This window comes from Escherichia sp. E2661 (genome assembly GCF_004745185.1).
Taxonomy (GTDB): domain Bacteria; phylum Pseudomonadota; class Gammaproteobacteria; order Enterobacterales; family Enterobacteriaceae; genus Escherichia.
Genome location: NZ_PDIG01000019.1, coordinates 150,567 through 174,794, shown reverse-complemented (window position 1 = coordinate 174,794; position 24,228 = coordinate 150,567). Strand labels below are relative to the sequence as shown.

General features: G+C 52.6%; 22 protein-coding genes and 4 pseudogenes. 21 read left to right on the top strand and 5 right to left on the bottom strand.

The window, feature by feature from the left end:
- Positions 1-47: 47 nt before the first annotated feature.
- Entirely contained in the window at positions 48-407 is a 360-nt protein-coding gene (locus tag CRI63_RS10405; RefSeq protein ID WP_130258728.1) for a DUF2500 domain-containing protein, read from the top strand.
- A gap of 2 nt (positions 408-409) precedes the next feature.
- Here CRI63_RS10405 and CRI63_RS10400 read toward each other — a convergent pair whose 3' ends face one another.
- Positions 410-679: a DUF1145 family protein gene (locus CRI63_RS10400; protein ID WP_130217750.1), complete on the bottom strand. Its 270-nt coding sequence runs from the start codon at positions 677-679 to the stop codon at positions 410-412.
- Entirely contained in the window at positions 669-1,265 is a 597-nt protein-coding gene (gene rsmD / locus CRI63_RS10395) for a 16S rRNA (guanine(966)-N(2))-methyltransferase (protein ID WP_130209084.1), read from the bottom strand. Before rsmD ends, CRI63_RS10400 begins: the two co-directional genes overlap by 11 nt.
- A 112-nt stretch (positions 1,266-1,377) precedes the next feature.
- Here rsmD and ftsY point away from each other — a divergent pair.
- The 7 genes and pseudogenes from ftsY to ataT all read left to right on the top strand — a co-directional run bounded on the left by ftsY (position 1,378) and on the right by ataT (position 8,103).
- Positions 1,378-2,956: pseudogene (ftsY, locus tag CRI63_RS10390) on the top strand (signal recognition particle-docking protein FtsY).
- A 2-nt stretch (positions 2,957-2,958) separates the two neighbouring features.
- Positions 2,959-3,627 carry a cell division ATP-binding protein FtsE gene (gene ftsE, locus CRI63_RS10385; protein ID WP_000617723.1) on the top strand — a complete coding sequence of 223 codons (669 nt, stop codon included), beginning with the start codon at positions 2,959-2,961 and terminating at the stop codon, positions 3,625-3,627.
- Positions 3,620-4,679, top strand: a pseudogene (gene ftsX / locus CRI63_RS10380) (permease-like cell division protein FtsX). The gene ftsE and the pseudogene ftsX overlap by 8 nt, the downstream one beginning before the upstream one ends.
- A 243-nt stretch (positions 4,680-4,922) precedes the next feature.
- Positions 4,923-5,777, top strand: coding sequence for an RNA polymerase sigma factor RpoH (gene rpoH / locus CRI63_RS10375; RefSeq protein WP_000130217.1), 855 nt, complete (start codon positions 4,923-4,925; stop codon positions 5,775-5,777).
- 271 nt (positions 5,778-6,048) lie between these two features.
- Positions 6,049-7,152 carry a branched chain amino acid ABC transporter substrate-binding protein LivJ gene (gene livJ, locus CRI63_RS10370; protein ID WP_130209078.1) on the top strand — a complete coding sequence of 368 codons (1,104 nt, stop codon included), beginning with the start codon at positions 6,049-6,051 and terminating at the stop codon, positions 7,150-7,152.
- A 149-nt stretch (positions 7,153-7,301) separates the two neighbouring features.
- Entirely contained in the window at positions 7,302-7,583 is a 282-nt protein-coding gene (ataR, locus tag CRI63_RS10365) for a type II toxin-antitoxin system antitoxin AtaR (protein WP_135519448.1), read from the top strand.
- Positions 7,576-8,103, top strand: a complete 528-nt coding sequence (ataT, locus tag CRI63_RS10360; RefSeq protein ID WP_135405472.1) for a type II toxin-antitoxin system toxin acetyltransferase AtaT — start codon at positions 7,576-7,578, stop codon at positions 8,101-8,103. The genes ataR and ataT overlap by 8 nt, the downstream gene beginning before the upstream one ends.
- Here the strand turns inward: ataT and panM are convergent.
- The gene (gene panM, locus CRI63_RS10355; RefSeq protein ID WP_135519446.1) at positions 8,100-8,483 is read right to left on the bottom strand and encodes an aspartate 1-decarboxylase autocleavage activator PanM; all 384 of its coding nucleotides are present in this window, start codon (positions 8,481-8,483) and stop codon (positions 8,100-8,102) included. The two genes, ataT and panM, sit on opposite strands and share 4 nt — an antisense overlap.
- 423 nt (positions 8,484-8,906) lie before the next feature.
- On the opposite strand from panM, the gene livK reads away from it, so the two are divergent.
- The 11 genes and pseudogenes from livK to ugpQ all read left to right on the top strand — a co-directional run bounded on the left by livK (position 8,907) and on the right by ugpQ (position 19,925).
- The gene (livK, locus tag CRI63_RS10350) at positions 8,907-10,016 is read left to right on the top strand and encodes a high-affinity branched-chain amino acid ABC transporter substrate-binding protein LivK (protein WP_135405474.1); all 1,110 of its coding nucleotides are present in this window, start codon (positions 8,907-8,909) and stop codon (positions 10,014-10,016) included.
- 47 nt (positions 10,017-10,063) lie between these two features.
- Positions 10,064-10,990: a high-affinity branched-chain amino acid ABC transporter permease LivH gene (gene livH / locus CRI63_RS10345; protein WP_001295111.1), complete on the top strand. Its 927-nt coding sequence runs from the start codon at positions 10,064-10,066 to the stop codon at positions 10,988-10,990.
- Positions 10,987-12,266 (top strand): annotated as a pseudogene (gene livM, locus CRI63_RS10340) (branched chain amino acid ABC transporter permease LivM). Before livH ends, livM begins: the two are co-directional and overlap by 4 nt.
- Positions 12,263-13,030: a high-affinity branched-chain amino acid ABC transporter ATP-binding protein LivG gene (gene livG / locus CRI63_RS10335; RefSeq protein WP_000082101.1), complete on the top strand. Its 768-nt coding sequence runs from the start codon at positions 12,263-12,265 to the stop codon at positions 13,028-13,030. Before livM ends, livG begins: the two are co-directional and overlap by 4 nt.
- 1 nt (position 13,031) lies before the next feature.
- Complete coding sequence (livF, locus tag CRI63_RS10330; protein ID WP_000416895.1) at positions 13,032-13,745, top strand: high-affinity branched-chain amino acid ABC transporter ATP-binding protein LivF; 714 nt, start codon at positions 13,032-13,034, stop codon at positions 13,743-13,745.
- A gap of 118 nt (positions 13,746-13,863) precedes the next feature.
- Positions 13,864-14,610, top strand: a complete 747-nt coding sequence (locus CRI63_RS10325) for a tetratricopeptide repeat protein (protein WP_135519444.1) — start codon at positions 13,864-13,866, stop codon at positions 14,608-14,610.
- 359 nt (positions 14,611-14,969) lie between these two features.
- A complete protein-coding gene (gene ugpB, locus CRI63_RS10320; protein ID WP_000803190.1) occupies positions 14,970-16,286 on the top strand; it encodes a sn-glycerol-3-phosphate ABC transporter substrate-binding protein UgpB in 1,317 nt (438 codons plus the stop codon).
- 97 nt (positions 16,287-16,383) lie between these two features.
- Positions 16,384-17,271, top strand: a complete 888-nt coding sequence (gene ugpA / locus CRI63_RS10315; protein WP_000099289.1) for a sn-glycerol-3-phosphate ABC transporter permease UgpA — start codon at positions 16,384-16,386, stop codon at positions 17,269-17,271.
- Positions 17,268-18,113, top strand: coding sequence for a sn-glycerol-3-phosphate ABC transporter permease UgpE (gene ugpE, locus CRI63_RS10310; RefSeq protein WP_000572183.1), 846 nt, complete (start codon positions 17,268-17,270; stop codon positions 18,111-18,113). The genes ugpA and ugpE overlap by 4 nt, the downstream gene beginning before the upstream one ends.
- Before the next feature lies 1 nt (position 18,114).
- Entirely contained in the window at positions 18,115-19,185 is a 1,071-nt protein-coding gene (gene ugpC / locus CRI63_RS10305) for a sn-glycerol 3-phosphate ABC transporter ATP binding protein UgpC (protein ID WP_130221359.1), read from the top strand.
- Positions 19,182-19,925 carry a glycerophosphodiester phosphodiesterase gene (ugpQ, locus tag CRI63_RS10300; protein ID WP_130221360.1) on the top strand — a complete coding sequence of 248 codons (744 nt, stop codon included), beginning with the start codon at positions 19,182-19,184 and terminating at the stop codon, positions 19,923-19,925. The genes ugpC and ugpQ overlap by 4 nt, the downstream gene beginning before the upstream one ends.
- Here ugpQ and CRI63_RS10295 read toward each other — a convergent pair.
- Positions 19,912-20,353, bottom strand: a pseudogene (locus CRI63_RS10295) (DUF2756 family protein). The gene ugpQ and the pseudogene CRI63_RS10295 overlap by 14 nt on opposite strands.
- A gap of 120 nt (positions 20,354-20,473) precedes the next feature.
- Here CRI63_RS10295 and ggt point away from each other — a divergent pair.
- A complete protein-coding gene (ggt, locus tag CRI63_RS10290) occupies positions 20,474-22,207 on the top strand; it encodes a gamma-glutamyltransferase (RefSeq protein WP_135519442.1) in 1,734 nt (577 codons plus the stop codon).
- Positions 22,208-22,266: 59 nt separating this feature from the next.
- On the opposite strand, the gene yhhY is transcribed toward ggt, so the two are convergent.
- On the bottom strand, positions 22,267-22,755 hold the full coding sequence (yhhY, locus tag CRI63_RS10285; protein WP_135488648.1) for an N-acetyltransferase: 489 nt from the start codon (positions 22,753-22,755) through the stop codon (positions 22,267-22,269).
- A 388-nt stretch (positions 22,756-23,143) separates the two neighbouring features.
- Here yhhY and CRI63_RS10280 point away from each other — a divergent pair, with 388 nt between their 5' ends.
- Positions 23,144-24,181 (top strand): oxidoreductase, encoded by a 1,038-nt coding sequence (locus CRI63_RS10280; RefSeq protein WP_135488650.1) that lies wholly within the window; start codon positions 23,144-23,146, stop codon positions 24,179-24,181.
- The last annotated feature ends 47 nt before the right edge of the window (positions 24,182-24,228 follow it).

Below are 24,228 nucleotides of genomic sequence, written 5' to 3'. Positions count from 1 at the left end.
AACGGGCAGGGTATGCTTATTTCCGCATTTTCCGATAAGGTACAAAGATGAGTAAACCACCTCTTTTCTTTATTGTTATCATTGGCTTAATTGTTGTCGCTGCATCGTTTCGCTTTATGCAGCAGCGGCGGGAAAAAGTTGATAATGATATGGCACCGCTCCAGCAAAAGCTGGTGGTGGTGAGTAACAAGCGGGAAAAACCAATTAACGATCGCCGTTCGCGCCAGCAGGAAGTGACTCCGGCTGGCACCAGTATGCGCTATGAGGCAAGCTTCAAACCGCAAAGCGGTGGACTGGAGCAGACGTTCCGCCTCGACGCCCAGCAGTACCACGCCCTGACAGTGGGCGATAAAGGTACGCTGAGCTATAAAGGCACGCGTTTTGTCAGCTTTGTTGGCGAACAATAAGATTATTTTTTAACTTTAAATTTCTTCTGCCAGGCCAGCAGTTCAAACACGCCGAAAAGGAAAATACGCACCTTTTCGGCACTGCTTAGCTGCGGACCATCCTTCGGCAAAGTGGATTTCAATAGCGCCAGCTGCATACCATGCATCAGCACGGTAAAAATCAGCGCCACGTTAACGAAAATATTCAGCGGTCGCGGAAATGGCTGAACAAGATTGAGGATTAAAAATCCCCATACGCAAAGCATTAACAAACGTCCAATATTAATCAGCATCACTTTCTCCTTGTGTTTCACGCTGATACAACCGATAAGCCACCTGCCCCGCCACTTTTTCCCGATATAACGACCAGTTTGCCGGAACAGTAGGCAGACCGTTTTCGACTTCACTCTCGACATATATCCAGGCTTCGTCAGCCAGCCAGCCGTTGTCTTCCAGTAAATTAATGGTTTCTTCCAACAAGCCTCGGCGGAATGGCGGATCGACAAACACGATATTATGCGGCGTGCCTTTTTGCGCCAGGAATGACATTGCATTGCTGTTAACCACCCGCGCATTATCTGCTTTCAGGGTTGCCAGATTCTTGATTAATTGCTGATGCACCGCACGATCCATCTCAATCAGCGTGGCGCCCGCAGCGTAGCGAGACAAGGCTTCCAGCCCCAGCGCGCCGCTACCGGCGAAGCAATCCAGACATTGCGCATCGACGATAACCGGAGCCAGCCAGTTAAATAACGTTTCGCGCACGCGATCGGTGGTGGGGCGCAGGCCTGGGCTGTCCGGAACCGGGAGTTTACGGCCTCGCCACTGCCCGCCAATAATGCGGATTTGGCCGCTACCGGAATGATTCGGTTTTTTCATGATAGATTGCTCAATCCGCCAGATAACACATAATTGCAGGCGGTGATGTGTATTCAGTTAAGTGATAGACTATTTCATCATTTTTTTAGCTGCTATGTACATAGCGTTAACGCTGTGCCATGAAGCAACAGCGAGGAGTGTAGTCGCAGATGGCGAAAGAAAAAAAAAACGTGGCTTTTTTTCCTGGCTGGGCTTTGGTCAAAAAGAGCAGACCCCGGAAAAAGAGACAGAAGTCCAAAATGATCAATCGGTTGTAGAAGAAACTGTCCAGGCAGAAGAGCCTGCGAAGGTTGCTGAACAACCTGTTGAGGCGTTGCCGCAGGCCCATACTGAAGCCGAGGCGGAAACTTTTGCTGCCGAAGTGGTGGAAGTGACTGAACAGGTTGCCGAAAGCGAGAAAGTGCTGCCTGAAGCTGTTATCGAAGCGGAAGTCAGTGCGCAGCCAGAACCCGTAGTGGAAGAATCGCCAGCACCGGTAGTTGAACCTGAAGTCACGCCGGAGCCAGTGGCTATCGAGCGTGAAGAGCTGCCATTGCCGGAAGACGTCAACGCCGAAGAGGTTTCGCCAGAAGAGTGGCAGGCAGAAGCGGAAACCGTGGAGATTGTCGAAGCGGCGCAAGAAGAAGCGGCTAAAGAAGAAATCACCGACGAAGAGCTGGAAGCACAGGCGCTGGCTGCCGAAGCGGCAGAAGAGGCGGTGATGGTAGTTCCTCCGGCAGAAGAAGAGCAGCCAGTTGAAGAAATTGCCCAGGAGCAAGAAAAACCGACCAAAGAAGGTTTCTTCGCGCGCCTGAAACGCAGCCTGTTAAAAACCAAAGAAAATCTCGGTTCCGGATTTATCAGCCTGTTCCGCGGTAAAAAAATCGAACGATGATCTGTTTGAGGAGCTGGAAGAGCAGCTTTTGATCGCCGATGTGGGTGTGGAAACCACGCGTAAAATCATCACCAATCTGACGGAAGGCGCATCCCGCAAGCAGCTTCGTGACGCCGAGGCGCTCTATGGCCTGCTGAAAGAAGAGATGGGCGAGATTCTGGCGAAAGTCGATGAACCACTGAACGTCGAAGGCAAAGCGCCGTTTGTGATCCTGATGGTGGGCGTCAACGGTGTGGGTAAAACCACGACGATTGGTAAGCTGGCGCGTCAGTTTGAACAGCAAGGTAAATCGGTGATGCTGGCGGCGGGCGATACTTTCCGTGCGGCAGCCGTTGAGCAGCTTCAGGTCTGGGGTCAGCGCAACAATATCCCGGTGATTGCCCAGCATACAGGTGCGGATTCCGCCTCTGTTATCTTCGACGCCATTCAGGCTGCGAAGGCGCGTAATGTTGACGTTCTGATTGCCGATACCGCCGGACGCCTGCAGAACAAATCGCACCTGATGGAAGAGCTGAAGAAAATCGTCCGCGTGATGAAGAAACTCGACGTTGAAGCCCCGCATGAAGTTATGCTGACTATCGACGCCAGCACCGGGCAGAATGCGGTAAGCCAGGCCAAACTGTTCCACGAAGCGGTTGGCTTAACCGGCATCACGTTAACGAAACTGGACGGCACGGCGAAAGGCGGGGTAATTTTCTCGGTGGCTGACCAGTTTGGTATTCCTATCCGCTATATTGGTGTCGGCGAACGTATTGAGGATTTGCGTCCGTTTAAAGCGGACGACTTTATAGAGGCACTTTTTGCCCGAGAGGATTAACAATGATTCGCTTTGAACATGTCAGCAAGGCTTATCTCGGTGGGAGACAGGCGCTGCAGGGCGTTACGTTTCATATGCAGCCGGGTGAGATGGCGTTTCTGACCGGTCATTCCGGTGCAGGGAAAAGTACCCTCCTGAAGCTGATCTGTGGGATTGAGCGGCCAAGCGCCGGGAAAATCTGGTTTAGCGGCCATGACATCACGCGTCTGAAAAACCGTGAAGTTCCGTTTCTGCGCCGCCAGATCGGCATGATTTTCCAGGATCACCATCTACTGATGGACCGTACTGTCTATGATAACGTGGCGATCCCGTTGATTATCGCCGGTGCCAGCGGTGACGATATTCGTCGCCGTGTATCGGCGGCGCTGGACAAAGTCGGGCTACTGGACAAAGCGAAAAACTTTCCAATACAGCTTTCTGGCGGTGAACAGCAGCGCGTTGGTATTGCCCGCGCGGTGGTGAACAAACCTGCGGTACTGCTGGCGGACGAACCGACCGGTAACCTGGATGATGCGCTGTCAGAAGGGATTTTACGTCTGTTTGAAGAGTTTAATCGCGTTGGGGTAACAGTATTGATGGCAACACACGACATCAACCTGATTTCACGACGTTCCTATCGCATGCTCACCCTGAGCGATGGTCACTTGCATGGAGGCGTGGGCCATGAATAAGCGCGATGCAATCAATCATATCCGGCAGTTTGGCGGGCGTCTTGATCGCTTCCGTAAAACGGCTGGCGGCTCTGGCGACGGTGGGCGTAACGCGCCGAAACGCGCGAAGTCCTCGCCAAAACCGGCAAATCGCAAAACCAACGTTTTCAACGAACAGGTGCGCTATGCGTTCCACGGCGCTTTGCAGGATCTGAAAAGCAAACCGTTCGCCACGTTTTTAACCGTGATGGTCATCGCCATCTCGCTGACGCTGCCAAGCGTCTGTTATATGGTGTACAAAAAACGTTAACCAGGCGGCGACGCAGTATTATCCGTCACCGCAAATTACCGTTTACTTGCAAAAAACGCTGGATGATGACGCCGCTGCGGGCGTGGTGGCGCAGCTACAGGCCGAGCAGGGCGTGGAGAAAGTGAACTATCTTTCTCGTGAAGACGCACTGGGCGAGTTCCGTAACTGGTCTGGCTTTGGCGGTGCGCTGGACATGCTGGAAGAAAATCCGCTTCCGGCAGTGGCGGTGGTGATCCCAAAACTCGATTTCCAGGGGACGGAGTCACTGAATACGCTGCGCGATCGAATCACTCAGATTAACGGCATTGACGAAGTTCGGATGGATGACAGCTGGTTTGCTCGTCTGGCGGCGTTGACCGGGCTGGTCGGGCGCGTTTCAGCGATGATCGGCGTATTGATGGTGGCGGCCGTGTTCCTCGTCATCGGCAACAGCGTACGTCTGAGCATATTTGCTCGCCGTGACTCCATCAACGTGCAGAAACTGATTGGTGCGACGGATGGTTTCATCCTTCGCCCGTTCCTGTACGGCGGTGCACTGCTGGGATTTTCTGGCGCATTGCTGTCATTAATTTTGTCAGAAATTCTGGTACTGCGTTTGTCGTCAGCGGTGGCGGAAGTTGCGCAGGTTTTCGGAACTAAGTTTGATATCAATGGCTTATCTTTCGATGAATGCCTGCTTTTGCTGCTGGTGTGTTCGATGATTGGCTGGGTGGCAGCCTGGCTTGCCACGGTACAACATTTACGCCATTTTACGCCTGAATAATAAAAGCGTGTATACTCTTTCCCTGCAATGGGTTCCGTAGCAGGGAAAGAGACCCCGTTGTCTCTTCCCGGTATTTCATCTCTATGTCACATTTTGTGCGTAATTTATTCACAGCGTTGCATTGAACTTGTGGATAAAATCACGGTCTGATAAAACAGTGAATGATAACCTCATTGCTCTTAAGCTCTGGCACAGTTGTTGCTACCACTGAGGCGCCAGAAGATATCGATTGAGAGGATTTGAATGACTGACAAAATGCAAAGTTTAGCTTTAGCCCCTGTTGGCAACCTGGATTCCTACATCCGGGCAGCTAACGCGTGGCCGATGTTGTCGGCTGACGAGGAGCGGGCGCTGGCTGAAAAGCTGCATTACCATGGCGATCTGGAAGCAGCTAAAACGCTGATCCTGTCTCACCTGCGGTTTGTTGTTCATATTGCTCGTAATTATGCGGGCTATGGCCTGCCACAGGCGGATTTGATTCAGGAAGGTAACATCGGCCTGATGAAAGCAGTGCGCCGTTTTAACCCGGAAGTGGGTGTGCGCCTGGTCTCCTTCGCCGTTCACTGGATCAAAGCAGAGATCCACGAATACGTTCTGCGTAACTGGCGTATCGTCAAAGTTGCGACCACCAAAGCGCAGCGCAAACTGTTCTTCAACCTGCGTAAAACCAAGCAGCGTCTGGGCTGGTTTAACCAGGATGAAGTCGAAATGGTGGCCCGTGAACTGGGTGTAACCAGCAAAGACGTACGTGAGATGGAGTCGCGTATGGCGGCACAGGACATGACCTTTGACCTGTCTTCCGACGACGATTCCGATAGCCAGCCGATGGCTCCGGTGCTCTATCTGCAGGATAAATCATCTAACTTTGCCGACGGCATTGAAGATGATAACTGGGAAGAGCAGGCGGCAAACCGTCTGACCGACGCGATGCAGGGTCTGGACGAACGTAGCCAGGACATCATCCGCGCGCGCTGGCTGGACGAAGACAACAAGTCCACGTTGCAGGAACTGGCTGATCGTTACGGTGTTTCCGCTGAGCGTGTGCGCCAGCTGGAAAAGAACGCGATGAAAAAATTGCGCGCTGCCATTGAAGCGTAATTTCCGCTATTAAGCAGAGAACCCTGGATGAGAGTCCGGGGTTTTTGTTTTTTGGGCCTCTGCAATAATCAATTTCCCCTTCCGGCAAAACGCCAATCCCCACGCAGATTGTTAATAAACTGTCAAAATAGCTATTCCAATATCATAAAAATGGGGTATGTTTTAGCAGAGTATGCTGCTAAAGCACGGGTAGTCATGCATAAAACGAAATAAAGTGCTGAATCACAACACCACAACACACGTAATAACCAGAAGAATGGGGATTCTCAGGATGAATATAAAGGGTAAAGCGTTACTGGCAGGATGTATCGCGCTGGCATTCAGCAATATGGCTCTGGCGGAAGATATTAAAGTTGCGGTCGTGGGCGCGATGTCTGGTCCGGTGGCCCAGTACGGTGACCAGGAGTTTACTGGCGCAGAGCAGGCGGTAGCGGATATCAACGCCAAAGGCGGCGTTAAAGGTAACAAACTGCAAATCGTAAAATACGACGATGCTTGTGACCCGAAACAGGCGGTCGCGGTGGCGAACAAGGTCGTTAACGACGGCATTAAATACGTGATTGGTCACCTCTGTTCTTCATCAACACAGCCAGCGTCTGATATCTACGAAGACGAAGGCATTTTAATGATCACCCCTGCGGCAACCGCACCAGAGCTGACCGCGCGTGGCTATAAGTTGATTATGCGCACCACCGGCCTGGACTCCGACCAGGGGCCAACGGCGGCGAAATATATTCTTGAGAAAGTGAAACCGCAGCGTATTGCTATCGTTCACGATAAGCAGCAGTACGGCGAAGGTCTGGCGCGTGCGGTGCAGGACGGTCTGAAGAAAGGCAATGCTAACGTGGTGTTCTTTGATGGCATCACCGCCGGGGAAAAAGATTTCTCAACGCTGGTGGCGCGTCTGAAGAAAGAGAATATCGATTTCGTTTACTACGGCGGTTACCACCCGGAAATGGGGCAAATCTTGCGTCAGGCGCGCGCGGCAGGGCTGAAAACTCAGTTTATGGGGCCGGAAGGCGTGGCTAACGTCTCGCTGTCTAATATCGCGGGCGAATCAGCGGAAGGGCTGCTGGTGACCAAGCCGAAGAACTACGACCAGGTTCCGGCGAACAAACCGATTGTTGACGCGATCAAAGCGAAAAAACAGGACCCAAGCGGCGCGTTCGTCTGGACCACCTACGCCGCGCTGCAATCTTTGCAGGCGGGCCTGAATCAGTCTGACGATCCGGCTGAGATCGCCAAATACCTGAAAGCGAACTCCGTGGATACCGTAATGGGACCGCTGACCTGGGATGAGAAAGGCGATCTGAAAGGCTTTGAGTTCGGCGTATTTGACTGGCACGCCAACGGCACGGCGACCGATGCGAAGTAACAGATAGATAAATGAAAATGCCCGATGCGCTTAACGCCCATCGGGTTTTTTTGTGTTTGTTGAAATGGTTGTAGAAAGATTAAACAATCCAGGATATGCTTATTGTACGGTGATGTGCCGTACATTTTATACGGAGCAGGAGAGTTAACATGTCTGCTGTTAAAAAGCAGCGTATCGATCTGCGTTTAACTGACGATGACAAAAGTATGATTGAGGAAGCGGCAGCGATATCTAATCAGTCCGTCAGCCAATTTATGTTGAACAGCGCTTCGCAGCGGGCTGCGGAAGTGATTGAACAGCATCGGCGGGTGATCCTCAATGAGGAATCCTGGACGCGGGTGATGGATGCGCTGAGTAATCCCCCGTCACCAGGTGAAAAGCTAAAACGCGCGGCAAAAACGTCTTCAGGGAATGTAATAATTTATGGATGATCTGACGATAGAGATTCTGACCGATGATGCAGATTATGATCTACAGCGATTCGACTGCGGCGAGGAAGCGTTAAATCTCTTTCTGACGACACATCTCGTTCGTCAACATCGCAACAAAATTCTGCGAGCGTATATCCTTTGTCGCAACACTCCAGAACGTCAGGTGCTGGGATATTACACATTATCCGGCAGTTGTTTTGAACGAGCCGCATTGCCCTCGAAATCGAAACAGAAAAAAATTCCCTACAAAAATATTCCCAGCGTTACTCTTGGGCGTCTGGCAATTGATCGTTCAATACAGGGGCAGGGATGGGGAGCAACATTGGTTGCTCATGCCATGAAAGTCGTCTGGTCAGCCTCTTTAGCGGTAGGTATCCACGGTCTTTTTGTCGAGGCGCTGAATGAAAAAGCCCATACGTTTTATCAGTCGCTGGGCTTTATCCCGTTGGTCGGAGAAAACGAAAATGCGTTATTTTTCCCAACTAAATCCATTGAACTGCTTTTTACACAGAGCGATTAACGCTTCTCCCAGCCGCCCTGCTGTGCCGTAAACCCCAGTGCCTGCATAAACGCTGTCATCACGCCGCGATCTTCCACGCCAGCATCCGCCATCCACCAGCCTAAAACGCCAGGATTGTTACGCAAAACCTCTTCCAGCAGATATTGCCCCACACCGCGACGGCGGGTGACTTCCCGCACGCGCAGGGAATCCAGTGCTCCCTCGGTGCCGCTCAAGGTTACCCGCACGGCCGCGAGCAGACGCTCGTTAAAACGCGCGGCGTAGATACGGTGGTTATCGTCAACCTGTAAAGAGGAAGGGGAATACTCCGGCCAGATCTTTTGCAGGTCAATCCGGTCCTGGTCGCTAAAGTTTTCTAATCGAATGATGGTCAGCTTCATGGGTAACCCGTGTAAATCACAAAAGTGGAACCAGTGTAGCGAAATAATTTAATCGGAGGCTTTCTCTTTTTTATTTCTTTTGGCAGGTGATTAATTTTTTTTCAGCAATAATTACAAAGTTAAAACATTAGAGAATGAAAATTGTCCAGCATAATCCCCTGAATGGTAGTGAATTATTCCGCCCTTTGTACCGTTATTTTATGCTGACAACGGCGCTTTTTTTCTGTTTATCTATCAATAAATTCAGAATATTATCTGTTCTTAATCGACTGAAAAATAGGGATTTTAATCGCTATTATCACAAAATACTGCGCTAACCCCTTAATCCGACAGGTAAAAACAGTGCAGTATAAAAAAGAACAGTCTGATTTGTTAACACATAAAAACAAAGCAACACAACATTACGAGTGGGGATTTTGAATAATGAAACGGAATGCGAAAACTATCATCGCAGGGATGATTGCACTGGCAATATCACACACCGCTTTAGCCGACGATATTAAAGTTGCCGTTGTCGGCGCGATGTCCGGCCCGGTTGCCCAGTGGGGCGATATGGAATTTAACGGCGCGCGTCAGGCAATCAAAGACATCAATGCCAAAGGGGGAATTAAAGGCGATAAGCTGGTTGGCGTGGAATATGACGACGCCTGCGACCCGAAACAGGCCGTTGCGGTCGCCAACAAAATCGTTAACGACGGCATTAAATACGTTATTGGTCATCTTTGTTCTTCTTCTACCCAACCTGCGTCAGATATCTATGAAGACGAAGGTATTCTGATGATCTCGCCGGGAGCGACCAATCCGGAGCTGACCCAACGCGGTTATCAACACATCATGCGTACTGCCGGGCTGGACTCTTCCCAGGGGCCAACGGCGGCAAAATACATTCTTGAGACGGTGAAGCCCCAGCGTATCGCCATCATTCACGACAAACAACAGTATGGCGAAGGGCTGGCACGTTCGGTGCAGGACAGTCTGAAAGCGGCTAATGCCAACGTCGTTTTCTTCGACGGCATTACCGCTGGCGAGAAAGATTTCTCTGCGCTGATTGCCCGCCTGAAAAAAGAAAACATCGACTTCGTTTACTACGGCGGTTACTACCCGGAAATGGGGCAGATGCTGCGCCAGGCCCGTTCCGTTGGCCTGAAAACTCAGTTTATGGGGCCGGAAGGTGTGGGTAACGCATCATTGTCGAATATTGCCGGTGATGCCGCTGAAGGCATGTTGGTCACTATGCCAAAACGCTATGACCAGGACCCGGCAAACCAGGGCATCGTTGATGCGCTGAAAGCAGACAAGAAAGATCCGTCCGGGCCTTATGTCTGGATCACCTACGCGGCGGTGCAATCTCTGGCAACTGCCCTTGAGCGTACCGGCAGCGATGAGCCGCTGGCGCTGGTGAAAGATTTAAAAGCAAACGGTGCAAACACCGTGATTGGGCCGCTGAACTGGGATGAAAAAGGCGATCTTAAGGGATTTGATTTTGGTGTCTTCCAGTGGCACGCCGACGGTTCATCCACGGCAGCCAAGTGATCATCCCACCGCCCGTAAAATGCGGGCGGGTTTAGAAAGGTTACCTTATGTCTGAGCAGTTTTTGTATTTCTTGCAGCAGATGTTTAACGGCGTCACGCTGGGCAGTACTTACGCGCTGATTGCCATCGGCTACACCATGGTTTACGGCATTATCGGCATGATCAACTTCGCCCACGGCGAGGTTTATATGATCGGCAGCTACGTCTCCTTTATGATCATCGCCGCACTGATGATGATGGGCATTGATACCGGCTGGCTGCTGGTGGCGGCGGGATTCGTCGGCGCGATAGTCATCGCCAGCGCCTACGGCTGGAGTATCGAACGGGTGGCCTATCGCCCGGTGCGTAATTCTAAGCGCCTGATTGCGCTCATCTCGGCAATCGGTATGTCCATCTTCCTGCAAAACTACGTCAGCCTGACCGAAGGTTCGCGCGACGTGGCGCTGCCCAGCCTGTTTAACGGTCAGTGGGTGGTGGGTCATAGCGAAAACTTCTCTGCCTCTATTACCACCATGCAGGCGGTGATCTGGATTGTCACCTTCCTCGCCATGCTGGCGCTGACGATTTTCATTCGCTATTCCCGCATGGGGCGCGCCTGTCGTGCCTGCGCGGAAGATCTGAAAATGGCGAGCTTGCTTGGCATCAACACCGACCGGGTGATTGCGCTGACCTTTGTGATTGGCGCGGCAATGGCGGCGGTGGCGGGCGTGCTGCTCGGTCAGTTCTACGGTGTGATTAACCCCTACATCGGCTTTATGGCCGGGATGAAAGCTTTTACCGCTGCGGTGCTCGGTGGGATTGGCAGTATTCCGGGGGCGATGATTGGCGGCCTGATTCTGGGGATTGCGGAGGCGCTCTCTTCTGCCTATCTGAGTACGGAATATAAAGATGTGGTCTCATTTGCCCTGCTGATTCTGGTGCTGCTGGTGATGCCGACCGGTATTCTGGGTCGCCCGGAGGTAGAGAAAGTATGAAACCGATGCATATTGCAATGGCGCTGCTTTCTGCCGCGATGTTCTTTATCCTCGCTGGCGTCTTTATGGGCGTGCAGCTGGAGCTGGATGGCACCAAACTGGTGGTCGACACGGCTTCGGATGTCCGTTGGGAGTGGGTGTTTATCGGCACGGCGGTGGTCTTTTTCTTCCAGCTTTTGCGACCTGCTTTCCAGAAAGGGCTAAAAAGCGTTTCCGGACCGAAGTTTATTCTGCCAGCCATTGATGGCTCCACGGTGAAGCAAAAGCTGTTCCTCGTGGCGCTGCTGGTGCTTGCGGTGGCGTGGCCGTTTATGGTGTCGCGTGGGACGGTGGATATCGCCACCCTGACCATGATCTACATTATCCTCGGCCTCGGGCTGAACGTGGTGGTGGGGCTTTCCGGCCTGCTGGTGCTGGGGTACGGCGGCTTTTACGCCATCGGCGCTTACACTTTTGCACTGCTCAATCACTATTACGGTCTTGGCTTCTGGACCTGTCTGCCAATTGCCGGATTAATGGCAGCGGCGGCGGGCTTCCTGCTCGGCTTCCCGGTGCTGCGCCTGCGCGGTGATTATCTGGCGATCGTTACCCTCGGTTTCGGCGAAATTGTGCGCATATTGCTGCTCAATAACACCGAAATTACCGGTGGTCCGAACGGTATCAGCCAGATCCCGAAACCGACGTTTTTTTTGGCCTTGAGTTCAGTCGTACCGCCCGTGAAGGTGGCTGGGACACCTTCAGTAATTTCTTTGGCCTGAAATACGATCCCTCCGATCGCGTCATTTTCCTCTACCTGGTGGCGTTGCTGCTGGTGGTGCTAAGCCTGTTTGTCATTAACCGCCTGCTGCGGATGCCGCTGGGGCGTGCGTGGGAAGCGTTGCGTGAAGACGAGATCGCCTGCCGTTCGCTGGGCTTAAGCCCGCGTCGTATCAAGCTGACTGCCTTTACCATCAGCGCCGCGTTTGCCGGTTTTGCCGGAACGCTGTTTGCTGCGCGCCAGGGCTTTGTCAGCCCGGAATCCTTCACCTTTGCCGAATCGGCGTTTGTGCTGGCGATAGTGGTGCTCGGCGGTATGGGCTCGCAATTTGCAGTGATTCTGGCGGCAGTTCTGCTGGTGGTGTCGCGCGAGTTGATGCGTGATTTCAACGAATACAGCATGTTAATGCTCGGTGGTTTGATGGTGCTGATGATGATCTGGCGTCCGCAGGGCTTGCTGCCCATGACGCGCCCGCAACTCAAGCTGAAGAACGGCGCAGCGAAAGGAGAGCAGGCATGAGTCAGCCATTATTATCTGTTAACGGCCTGATGATGCGCTTCGGCGGCCTGCTGGCGGTGAACAACGTCAATCTTGAACTGTACCCGCAGGAAATCGTCTCGTTAATCGGCCCTAACGGTGCCGGAAAAACCACGGTCTTCAACTGCCTGACCGGATTCTATAAACCCACCGGCGGCACCATTTTACTGCGCGATCAGCATCTGGAAGGTTTACCGGGGCAGCAAATTGCCCGCATGGGCGTGGTGCGCACCTTCCAGCATGTACGTCTGTTCCGTGAAATGACGGTGATTGAAAACCTGCTGGTGGCACAGCATCAGCAACTGAAAACCGGGCTGTTCTCCGGCCTGTTGAAAACGCCTTCTTTCCGCCGCGCCCAGAGCGAAGCGCTCGACCGCGCCGCGACCTGGCTTGAGCGCATTGGTTTGCTGGAACACGCCAACCGTCAGGCGAGTAACCTGGCCTATGGTGACCAGCGCCGTCTGGAGATTGCACGCTGCATGGTGACGCAGCCGGAGATTTTAATGCTCGACGAACCGGCAGCAGGTCTTAACCCGAAAGAGACGAAAGAGCTGGATGAACTGATTGCCGAACTGCGTAACCATCACAACACCACTATCTTGTTGATTGAACACGATATGAAGCTGGTGATGGGGATTTCAGACAGAATTTACGTGGTTAATCAGGGGACGCCGCTGGCAAACGGTACGCCGGAGCAAATCCGTAATAACCCGGACGTGATCCGTGCCTATTTAGGTGAGGCATAAGATGGAAAAAGTCATGTTGTCCTTTGACAAAGTCAGCGCCCACTACGGCAAAATCCAGGCGCTGCATGAGGTGAGCCTGCATATCAATCAGGGCGAGATTGTCACGCTGATTGGCGCGAACGGGGCGGGGAAAACCACCTTGCTCGGCACGTTATGCGGCGATCCACGCGCCACCAGCGGGCGAATTGTGTTTGATGATAAAGACATTACCGACTGGCAGACGGCGAAAATCATGCGCGAAGCGGTAGCGATTGTTCCGGAAGGGCGTCGCGTCTTCTCGCGGATGACGGTGGAAGAGAACCTGGCGATGGGCGGCTTCTTTGCCGAACGTGACCAGTTTCAGGAGCGCATAAAGTGGGTGTATGAACTGTTTCCGCGTCTGCATGAGCGTCGTGTTCAGCGGGCGGGAACGATGTCCGGTGGTGAACAGCAGATGCTGGCGATTGGTCGCGCGCTGATGAGTAACCCACGTTTGTTATTACTTGATGAGCCATCGCTCGGACTGGCGCCGATTATCATCCAGCAAATTTTCGACACCATCGAACAACTGCGCGAGCAGGGGATGACCATCTTCCTCGTCGAGCAGAACGCCAACCAGGCGCTGAAGCTGGCTGATCGCGGCTACGTGCTGGAAAACGGTCATGTAGTGCTCTCCGATACCGGCGACGCGCTGCTGGCGAATGAAGCAGTGAGAAGTGCATATTTAGGCGGGTAAATTATCGAATACCCGGCAGCCACGTTCTGCCGGGCTCTTCGTCCGTATACAGACTTGTTTCAACAGACCGGGAGGATTAAAACCAGACCACTTATTTGCCACGGAAAGGTTTGCTCCCATGCATTATGCCGTTGTTGTCATGCTTGAACTGCTTTGCTGTATTCACGCTTACCGTACCGGACAAGAGCGGTACTGGATTTTTATCATTTTCTGTTTTCCGGTGATTGGTTGCGTGGCGTATTTTGTCATGGTGATGCTGCCAGAAACGGGCGCTGACAGTCACGGACGTACTTTGCTGATGCGTCTGCAGGACAAAATCAACCCGGAACGGCACCTGCGCAAATTAACCGAAGAGCTGGCGATTGCCGAGACTAATCAAAACCATTATGCGTTGGCTAATGAACTGGCGCGCCTTGGGCGTTATCACGAAGCCGTTCCCCATTATCAGCAGGCGTTAAGCGGGATATTCGTCCATGAAGCGGCAATGATGTTAAGCCTGGCGCAGGCACAATTTGCCATCCAGGAGTTCGCCGCCTGCCAGCAGACGCTGGAAGATGTGATGCGTTATAACCCCGATTTTCAGTCGGCAGACGGGCATTTGTTATTCGCCAGAACCTTAGCCGCACAAGAAAAATATGCAGATGCGGAAAGTGAGTTTGACGTGTTGGTTTCTTATTACCCTGGCCCGCAGGCGCGTATTTACTATGCGGAAATGCTGGCGAAAATGAGTCGGTTACGTGAAGCCAACGAGCAGTATGTTGCTGTAGTTGATACGGCTAAACGCTCAAGACCTCATTATAGAAAACATCACCGGGAATGGATTAAGGCCGCCAATGAACGGCTGAAGCAGAGTGTGGTGCGATGAAAATCTTCTTTGCCGTTAGACCAGTGTAGCGGCAATCTATTGTTAAAATTGAAAAATGTACTTCTCAACGGGCAGCAAAACTGGATGCAGAATTTGCTGCCATTTTTGCTCTTCATGGTAAGGCGTTCTGGCGATTAGCTGGTCGTTAATCGCCTCTTTTCAGTGCATTCTCGGGATATCCGTGCCCCATCTCCCATTTTCCCTCACCCGCGCCGTCACCGCCTTGTCATCTTTCTGACACCTTACTATCTTAAAAATGTAACAAAAGAGTTATTTTTCTGTAATTCGAGCATGTCATGTTACCCCGCGAGCATAAAACGCGTGAATTCGCGCATTCGGTACAACAAGAGAGATAATCAATGAAACCGTTACATTATACAGCTTCAGCACTGGCGCTCGGACTGGCGTTAATGGGCAATGCGCAGGCCGTGACGACCATTCCGTTCTGGCATTCTATGGAAGGGGAACTGGGGAAGGAGGTGGACTCTCTGGCCCAACGTTTTAACGCCGAAAACCCGGATTACAAAATTGTACCGACCTATAAAGGCAACTACGAACAGAATTTAAGCGCGGGGATTGCCGCATTCCGTACCGGTAACGCGCCGGCTATTTTGCAGGTTTATGAAGTTGGTACTGCCACCATGATGGCGTCGAAAGCCATTAAACCGGTGTATGACGTGTTTAAAGAGGCGGGGATTCAATTCGATGAGTCGCAGTTTGTGCCGACGGTTTCAGGTTACTACTCTGACAGCAAAACGGGCCACTTACTCTCCCAGCCGTTCAACAGCTCGACTCCCGTTCTCTATTACAACAAAGACGCCTTCAAGAAAGCGGGGTTAGATCCGGAACAGCCGCCGAAAACCTGGCAGGATCTGGCCGACTATGCCGCAAAACTAAAAGCTTCCGGTATGAAGTGCGGCTACGCCAGCGGCTGGCAGGGCTGGATCCAACTGGAAAACTTTAGCGCCTGGAACGGTCTGCCGTTTGCCAGCAAAAACAACGGTTTTGACGGCACAGACGCAGTGCTTGAGTTCAACAAGCCGGAACAGGTGAAACACATCGCCATGCTCGAGGAGATGAACAAGAAGGGCGATTTCAGCTACGTCGGGCGTAAGGATGAATCCACCGAGAAGTTCTATAACGGTGATTGCGCGATGACGACCGCCTCTTCCGGTTCTCTTGCCAACATTCGCGAGTATGCCAAATTCAACTACGGCGTAGGCATGATGCCTTACGACGCCGATGCGAAAGATGCGCCACAAAACGCCATTATCGGCGGAGCCAGCCTTTGGGTGATGCAAGGCAAAGATAAAGAAACTTATACGGGTGTGGCGAAGTTCCTCGACTTCCTCGCGAAGCCAGAAAACGCTGCCGAGTGGCATCAGAAAACCGGTTATCTGCCAATCACCAAAGCAGCGTATGACCTGACCCGTGAGCAGGGCTTTTATGAGAAAAACCCAGGGGCGGATACCGCGACACGTCAGATGCTGAACAAGCCGCCGTTGCCGTTCACCAAAGGGCTGCGTCTGGGCAACATGCCGCAGATCCGCGTGATTGTGGATGAAGAGCTGGAGAGCGTGTGGACCGGTAAGAAGACACCGCAGCAGGCGCTGGATACCGCCGTTGAGCGTGGGAATCAGTTGCTGCGCCGCTTTGAGAAATCGACGAAGTCTTAACCAGTGAAATGTCGGGTGCGCTTCGCTTATCCGACCTGCCATCGTGTGTAGGCAGAATAAGTGAAGCGTATCCGGCACAGTTCAGGAATTAACCGTAATGTCATCATCCCGTCCGGTGTTCCGCTCGCGCTGGCTGCCTTATCTGCTGGTCGCGCCGCAGCTCATCATCACCGTTATCTTTTTTATCTGGCCTGCGGGCGAAGCGTTGTGGTACTCGCTACAAAGCGTCGATCCGTTTGGTTTCTCCAGCCAGTTTGTCGGCCTGGATAACTTCGTCACGCTGTTCCATGACAGCTACTATCTCGACTCCTTCTGGACGACGATAAAATTCAGTACCTTTGTCACCGTCAGCGGTTTGCTGGTGTCGCTGTTCTTCGCGGCGCTGGTGGAGTACATCGTGCGCGGCAGCCGTTTCTATCAAACCTTAATGCTGCTGCCGTATGCCGTGGCTCCCGCCGTTGCCGCCGTATTGTGGATCTTCCTGTTTAACCCCGGTCGCGGGCTGATCACTCATTTTCTCGCAGAGTTCGGCTACGACTGGAACCATGCGCAAAACAGCGGTCAGGCGATGTTTTTGGTGGTGTTTGCCTCGGTGTGGAAGCAAATCAGCTACAACTTCCTGTTCTTCTATGCCGCGCTGCAATCCATTCCCCGTTCGTTGATTGAAGCCGCAGCTATCGACGGTGCAGGGCCTATTCGCCGCTTCTTTAAGATTGCGCTGCCGCTTATCGCCCCGGTGAGTTTCTTCCTGCTGGTGGTGAACCTGGTGTATGCCTTCTTCGACACCTTCCCGGTGATCGACGCCGCCACGTCCGGCGGGCCGGTTCAGGCTACCACGACGCTGATTTATAAGATCTACCGCGAAGGCTTTACCGGACTGGATCTGGCTTCGTCTGCCGCGCAGTCGGTAGTGTTGATGTTCCTCGTCATCGTGCTGACGGTGGTGCAGTTCCGCTATGTTGAAAGCAAGGTGCGTTACCAATGATTGAGAACCGTCCGTGGCTGACAATATTCAGCCATACCATGTTGATCCTCGGGATCGCGGTGATCCTCTTCCCGCTGTACGTGGCGTTTGTTGCGGCGACGCTGGATAAACAAGAAGTTTACGCCGCGCCGATGACGCTTATTCCCGGCACGCATCTGCTGGAAAACATCCACAACATCTGGGTGAACGGGGTAGGCACGAATAGCGCGCCGTTCTGGCGGATGTTGCTTAACAGCTTTGTGATGGCGTTCAGCATTACGCTCGGCAAAATTACCGTCTCGATGCTCTCGGCATTTGCCATTGTCTGGTTTCGTTTTCCACTACGTAACCTCTTCTTCTGGATGATTTTTATCACCCTGATGCTGCCGGTTGAAGTGCGTATTTTCCCGACGGTGGAAGTCATCGCCAACCTGAAAATGCTCGACAGCTACGCTGGTTTAACGCTGCCGCTGATGGCATCGGCGACCGCTACCTTCCTGTTCCGCCAGTTCTTTATGACGCTGCCGGATGAACTGGTGGAAGCGGCGCGGATCGACGGCGCGTCGCCAATGCGTTTCTTTTGCGACATCGTTTTTCCGCTGTCAAAAACCAATCTGGCGGCGCTGTTTGTGATCACCTTTATTTACGGCTGGAACCAGTATTTGTGGCCGTTGTTGATTATTACCGACGTTGATCTCGGCACCACCGTGGCAGGGATTAAAGGGATGATCGCCACTGGCGAAGGCACCACGGAATGGAACTCGGTGATGGCGGCGATGTTGTTAACCCTGATCCCACCAGTAGTGATTGTTTTAGTGATGCAGCGTGCCTTTGTGCGCGGCCTGGTCGATAGTGAGAAATAAGATGGCAGGACTGAAATTACAGGCAGTAACCAAAAGCTGGGATGGCAAAACCCAGGTCATTAAACCGCTGACCCTTGATGTGGCGGATGGCGAATTTATCGTGATGGTCGGGCCGTCTGGCTGCGGGAAATCGACGTTATTGCGAATGGTGGCCGGACTGGAGCGGGTAACGACGGGCGATATCTGGATCGACCGCAAGCGTGTCACTGAAATGGAGCCGAAAGATCGCGGAATTGCGATGGTATTCCAGAACTACGCGCTTTATCCGCATATGAGCGTCGAAGAAAACATGGCGTGGGGGCTGAAAATCCGCGGCATGGGCAAGCAGCAAATTGCCGAGCGCGTTAAAGAAGCGGCGCGTATTCTGGAACTGGACGGCCTGCTCAAACGTCGCCCGCGTGAGCTATCCGGCGGTCAGCGCCAGCGTGTGGCGATGGGGCGCGCGATTGTGCGTGAGCCGGCGGTGTTCTTGTTTGATGAGCCGCTCTCTAACCTTGATGCCAAGCTGCGCGTGCAGATGCGGCTTGAGCTACAACAACTGCACCGTCGCCTGAAAACAACTTCACTCTACGTTACCCACGATCAGGTTGAGGCGATGACGCTCGCCCAGCGGGTAATGGTGATGAACGGCGGCGTTGCCGAACAGATTGGCACACCGGTTGAAGTGTACGAAAAGCCCGCCAGCCTGTTTGTGGCGAGCTTTATCGGCAGTCCGGCGATGAACCTGCTGGCTGGCCGCGTGAATAACGAAGGCACGCATTTCGAACTGGACGGCGGTATTGTGCTGCCGCTAAACGGTTACTATCGCCAGTATGCCGGGCGTAAAATGACCCTCGGTATCCGCCCGGAACATATTGCGCTAAGTTCGCAGGCAGAAGGTGGCGTGCCACTGGTGATGGACACGCTGGAGATCCTCGGCGCTGATAATCTGGCGCACGGACGCTGGGGCGAGCAGAAGCTGGTGGTGCGACTGGCGCATCAGGAGCGCCCGACGGCAGGCAGCACGCTGTGGCTGCATCTGCCGGAAAATCAGCTACATCTTTTTGATGGTGAAACAGGACAACGAGTATGAGTAACTGGCCTTATCCCCGCATCGTCGCTCATCGTGGCGGCGGTAAACTGGCTCCGGAAAACACCCTGGCAGCAATCGATGTGGGGGCAAAATACGGTCATAAGATGATCGAATTTGACGCGAAGTTATCGAAAGATGGCGAGATCTTCCTGCTCCATGACGATAATCTCGAACGTACCAGCAACGGTTGGGGCGTTGCGGGCGAACTAAACTGGCAGGATTTACTGCGCGTGGATGCAGGCAGTTGGTACAGCAAAGCGTTTAAAGGTGAGCCGCTGCCGTTGCTTTCGCAGGTGGCGGAACGCTGTCGCGAACATGGGATGATGGCGAATATCGAAATCAAACCCACCACTGGCACCGGGCCATTAACGGGCAAAATGGTGGCGCTGGCGGCACGCGAACTGTGGGCCGGTATGACGCCGCCGCTGCTGTCATCGTTTGAGATTGATGCTTTAGAAGCCGCACAATTGGCGGCACCGGAACTGCCGCGTGGTTTGTTGCTTGATGAGTGGCGCGACGACTGGCGCGAACTGACCACGCGGCTGGGCTGCGTCTCTATTCATCTCAATCATAAGTTGCTCGATAAAGCGCGAGTGATGCAGTTAAAAGACGCCGGACTGCGGATTCTGGTGTATACCGTCAACAAACCCCAGCGCGCGGCAGAGTTGCTGCGCTGGGGCGTGGATTGCATCTGTACCGATGCGATTGATGTAATTGGTCCGAACTTTACGGCCCAATAGTTTTCAACGGAATGTCAGGCTGCGACGTGCTGGGCGGATTCAGCATGTCGCCGTTTTTCCTCTTCTTGCAGCATATGCTGCTGATTTAGCGAGCTATCCGGATTATGGTTACTGTTTAACATCCCGCCGTTGGTGTTGGGCAGCATTTGCTGCCGGGCAGGATTTAGCTCCCCCGGCTGCGACTGCAATACCCGCTGAGAGTTGCTATTAATCTGATTTTCTAAATGCTGCTGTTGCAATTGCGTCTGAGTTTTCAGTTGCTGATTCAGCATCCCTTTTTGCTGGATTTGCTGCGTTTGCATTTGAGTTTGCATCCGCTGCTGGCTGGGGATTTGATATCCCGGCTGGTTGGGGTTGTTCAGAGTATTAATGGGCTGTGCAAAGCCGACAAATGGCAGGAGTGCCGTCAAAAGCAGAAGTCGTTTCATCGCGTATCCTCCTCTGAAGATATCCTTTAAGTTTACTCGCTTCCCGGCAAAACGATGATTAATTCAGAGTTATATACCAGGCTTAGCTGGGGTTGCCCCACACATAACTGGAGAATAACGATGATAAAACCGACGTTTTTACGCCGGGCGGCGATTGCAGCTTTGCTTTCAGGATGTTGTTTTAGTGCGGCAGCCGCGCCACCTGTTTCTTATGGTGTGGAGGAAGATGTCTTCCATCCGGTACGCGCAAAGCAGGGGATGGTGGCGTCTGTAGATGCTACTGCCACTCAGGTGGGGGTGGATATCCTCAAGGAGGGCGGGAATGCCGTTGATGCCGCCGTGGCGGTGGGCTACGCGCTGGCGGTAACGCATCCGCAGGCAGGGAATCTGGGCGGCGGTGGTTTTATGTTAATCCGCTCGAAAAATGGCAATACCACGGCTATCGATTTCCGCGAAATGGCGCCCGCCAAAGCGACCCGCGATATGTTCCTTGATGATCAGGGCAACCCGGACAGCAAAAAATCACTCACTTCGCATCTGGCTTCCGGCACGCCCGGTACGGTAGCAGGTTTCTCGCTGGCGTTGGATAAATACGGCACCATGCCGCTGAACAAAGTGGTGCAGCCAGCGTTTAAACTGGCACGCGATGGTTTTATCGTTAACGACGCGCTGGCAGACGATCTCAAAACCTACGGTAGCGAAGTGTTGCCGAATCACGAAAACAGTAAAGCTATCTTCTGGAAAGAGGGCGAGCCGCTGAAAAAGGGCGACAAACTGGTGCAGGCGAATCTGGCAAAGAGCCTGGAGATGATTGCCGAAAACGGCCCGGATGAATTCTATAAAGGCACGATAGCGGAACAGATTGCCCAGGAGATGCAGAAAAACGGTGGCTTGATCACTAAAGAAGATTTAGCAGCGTATAAAGCGGTCGAACGCACGCCGATAAGCGGCGATTATCGCGGGTATCAGGTTTACTCCATGCCACCGCCATCTTCCGGCGGTATTCATATCGTACAAATCCTCAATATTCTGGAAAACTTCGATATGCAGAAATACGGCTTTGGCAGCGCCGATGCGATGCAAATCATGGCAGAAGCTGAGAAATATGCCTACGCCGACCGCTCGGAATATCTTGGCGACCCGGATTTTGTCAAAGTCCCGTGGCAGGCGCTGACCAATAAAGCCTATGCCAAATCCATTGCCGATCAAATCGATATCAATAAAGCGAAGCCGTCCAGCGAGATTCGCCCTGGCAAACTTGCGCCTTATGAGAGTAATCAAACTACCCATTACTCAGTGGTGGATAAAGACGGTAACGCGGTAGCGGTGACCTATACGCTGAACACCACCTTCGGTACGGGTATTGTCGCGGGCGAGAGCGGTATTCTGCTTAATAATCAGATGGATGATTTCTCCGCCAAACCGGGCGTGCCGAACGTTTACGGGCTGGTGGGCGGTGATGCCAACGCCGTCGGGCCGAACAAACGTCCGCTGTCGTCGATGTCACCAACCATTGTGGTGAAAGACGGTAAAACCTGGCTGGTCACCGGAAGCCCTGGCGGTAGCCGGATTATCACCACTGTGCTGCAAATGGTGGTAAACAGTATCGATTATGGTATGAATGTCGCCGAAGCGACCAATGCGCCGCGTTTCCACCATCAGTGGTTGCCGGACGAGCTGCGTGTCGAGAAAGGATTTAGCCCGGATACGATCAAGCTGCTGGAAGCAAAAGGTCAGAAAGTGGCGCTGAAAGAGGCGATGGGCAGTACGCAAAGCATTATGGTTGGGCCTGACGGTGAGTTGTACGGTGCATCCGACCCGCGCTCGGTGGATGATTTAACGGCGGGGTATTAATATCTTAAGCCTCTCCCGGTAGGTGAGGGCTTAAATGACAAACTTAGATTGCAAATTCTCTATTTCACCCGCGCCATATAATACGCATCAACATATTCACCATTACGCAATGCGTACTTCTTGCCGGTCCCTTCAATCTCAAAGCCGAATTTTTTATAGACCTTAATTGCTGGCGCGTTATCGACGAACACCGTTAGTTCAATACGATCTACCCGCAACCAGTTGTCGCACATTTCAATCATCTCTCGTATCAGGGCGCTGGCGACGCCGCGATTCTTCCAGCGGGCGTCGACACAGATACCAAAATCGGCAACATGACTGCGGCGTGGGCGTTGCTGTACATCAATGGTGAGATGGCCCACGACGTCTCCATCAATACAGGCGACGAGTTGCTTGATGCTGGGGCGATCGGCGAGTCGTTCCAGCCACATATGTTCTGAAGGATGAGGCACCTGTAGTGTGTTGTAATACACCTCCGGCTGGGCGTGGATATGCCGAATGGCCTCATAATCGCGCGTTTCTGCGTGGCGTATTACTATCTCACTCATTCCTCTGTCCTCTTTAGGGTAAATGTCCCTTTCAACATCATTGACTTTCAAATACGAGTCAAATGGATTTTTTTGCAAAAAGTGTTGGACAAGTGCGAATGAGAATGATTATTATTGTCTCGCATTCAGGAAGACCCTCGCGGAGAACCTGAAAGCACGACATTGCTCACATTGCTTCCAGTATTACTTAGCCAGCCGGGTGCTGGCTTTTTTTTTGCTTTCGTACTGGTTTGTTTGCCATTTTGTGTAGGCAGGGTAAGGCCTTCACGCCGCATCCGGCATGAATAAAGTGCACTTTGCCAACAATCTGACGTACTGAAGCCCAGGCATAGGAACCACGTCCGCTTTGCGCTAAGGTGTAAATAACCACCTTAAAAAGGACGAAATCATGGTCATCAACTGCGCCTTTATTGGCTTCGGCAAAAGCACCACCCGTTACCATCTGCCGTATGTACTTAACCGCAAGGATAGCTGGCATGTCGCGCATATTTTTCGCCGCCATGCGAAGCCGGAAGAACAGGCCCCCATTTATTCCCATATTCATTTCACCAGCGATCTCGACGAAGTGTTAAACGATCCCGATGTTAAGCTGGTTGTCGTCTGCACCCACGCGGACAGCCACTTCGAGTACGCGAAGCGCGCACTGGAAGCCGGGAAAAATGTACTGGTCGAAAAACCGTTCACCCCGACGCTTGCGCAGGCGAAAGAGCTGTTTGCGCTGGCGAAAAGTAAAGGGCTGACCGTCACGCCGTATCAGAATCGTCGCTTTGATTCCTGCTTCCTGACGGCAAAAAAAGCGATTGAAAGCGGCAAGCTGGGAGAGATTGTCGAAGTGGAAAGCCATTTTGACTATTACCGCCCGGTGGCAGAAACCAAACCTGGACTGCCGCAGGATGGCGCGTTCTATGGGCTTGGTGTGCATACCCTGGACCAGGTTATCTCGCTGTTTGGTCGCCCGGATCACGTCGCTTACGACATCCGCAGCTTGCGTAATAAAGCCAATCCTGACGATACCTTTGAAGCGCAGCTGTTTTATGGCGACCTGAAAGCGATCGTTAAAACCAGTCATCTGGTGAAAATCGATTATCCGAAATTTATCGTTCACGGTAAGAAAGGTACATTTATTAAATACGGCATCGACCAGCAGGAAACCAGCCTGAAGGCTAATATTATGCCGGGCGAACCTGGATTTGCGGCGGATGATTCGGTCGGTGTGCTGGAGTATGTCAATGACGAGGGCGTGACGGTCAGAGAAGAGATGAAGCCGGAGATGGGCGATTATGGGCGCGTTTATGATGCGTTGTACCAAACCATCACCAGCGGGGTGCCAAATTACGTCAAGGAATCTGAAGTTCTTACTAATCTGGAAATCCTTGAACGCGGTTTTGAACAAGCCTCTCCCTCCACAGTGACTCTCGCGAAGTAAGTTTGATGGCCCCTCGAATAGTTCAATTTTTTTGAACAGAGGGGTCA

What these genes read in the sequence shown, in the direction of transcription:
- CRI63_RS10405 (WP_130258728.1), top strand. Translation starts at nt 48, where the DNA reads ATGAGTAAACCACCTCTTTTCTTTATTGTTATCATTGGCTTAATTGTT.
- CRI63_RS10400 (WP_130217750.1), bottom strand. Translation starts at nt 679, where the DNA reads ATGCTGATTAATATTGGACGTTTGTTAATGCTTTGCGTATGGGGATTT.
- rsmD (WP_130209084.1), bottom strand. Translation starts at nt 1,265, where the DNA reads ATGAAAAAACCGAATCATTCCGGTAGCGGCCAAATCCGCATTATTGGC.
- ftsE (WP_000617723.1), top strand. Translation starts at nt 2,959, where the DNA reads ATGATTCGCTTTGAACATGTCAGCAAGGCTTATCTCGGTGGGAGACAG.
- rpoH (WP_000130217.1), top strand. Translation starts at nt 4,923, where the DNA reads ATGACTGACAAAATGCAAAGTTTAGCTTTAGCCCCTGTTGGCAACCTG.
- livJ (WP_130209078.1), top strand. Translation starts at nt 6,049, where the DNA reads ATGAATATAAAGGGTAAAGCGTTACTGGCAGGATGTATCGCGCTGGCA.
- ataR (WP_135519448.1), top strand. Translation starts at nt 7,302, where the DNA reads ATGTCTGCTGTTAAAAAGCAGCGTATCGATCTGCGTTTAACTGACGAT.
- ataT (WP_135405472.1), top strand. Translation starts at nt 7,576, where the DNA reads ATGGATGATCTGACGATAGAGATTCTGACCGATGATGCAGATTATGAT.
- panM (WP_135519446.1), bottom strand. Translation starts at nt 8,483, where the DNA reads ATGAAGCTGACCATCATTCGATTAGAAAACTTTAGCGACCAGGACCGG.
- livK (WP_135405474.1), top strand. Translation starts at nt 8,907, where the DNA reads ATGAAACGGAATGCGAAAACTATCATCGCAGGGATGATTGCACTGGCA.
- livH (WP_001295111.1), top strand. Translation starts at nt 10,064, where the DNA reads ATGTCTGAGCAGTTTTTGTATTTCTTGCAGCAGATGTTTAACGGCGTC.
- livG (WP_000082101.1), top strand. Translation starts at nt 12,263, where the DNA reads ATGAGTCAGCCATTATTATCTGTTAACGGCCTGATGATGCGCTTCGGC.
- livF (WP_000416895.1), top strand. Translation starts at nt 13,032, where the DNA reads ATGGAAAAAGTCATGTTGTCCTTTGACAAAGTCAGCGCCCACTACGGC.
- CRI63_RS10325 (WP_135519444.1), top strand. Translation starts at nt 13,864, where the DNA reads ATGCATTATGCCGTTGTTGTCATGCTTGAACTGCTTTGCTGTATTCAC.
- ugpB (WP_000803190.1), top strand. Translation starts at nt 14,970, where the DNA reads ATGAAACCGTTACATTATACAGCTTCAGCACTGGCGCTCGGACTGGCG.
- ugpA (WP_000099289.1), top strand. Translation starts at nt 16,384, where the DNA reads ATGTCATCATCCCGTCCGGTGTTCCGCTCGCGCTGGCTGCCTTATCTG.
- ugpE (WP_000572183.1), top strand. Translation starts at nt 17,268, where the DNA reads ATGATTGAGAACCGTCCGTGGCTGACAATATTCAGCCATACCATGTTG.
- ugpC (WP_130221359.1), top strand. Translation starts at nt 18,115, where the DNA reads ATGGCAGGACTGAAATTACAGGCAGTAACCAAAAGCTGGGATGGCAAA.
- ugpQ (WP_130221360.1), top strand. Translation starts at nt 19,182, where the DNA reads ATGAGTAACTGGCCTTATCCCCGCATCGTCGCTCATCGTGGCGGCGGT.
- ggt (WP_135519442.1), top strand. Translation starts at nt 20,474, where the DNA reads ATGATAAAACCGACGTTTTTACGCCGGGCGGCGATTGCAGCTTTGCTT.
- yhhY (WP_135488648.1), bottom strand. Translation starts at nt 22,755, where the DNA reads ATGAGTGAGATAGTAATACGCCACGCAGAAACGCGCGATTATGAGGCC.
- CRI63_RS10280 (WP_135488650.1), top strand. Translation starts at nt 23,144, where the DNA reads ATGGTCATCAACTGCGCCTTTATTGGCTTCGGCAAAAGCACCACCCGT.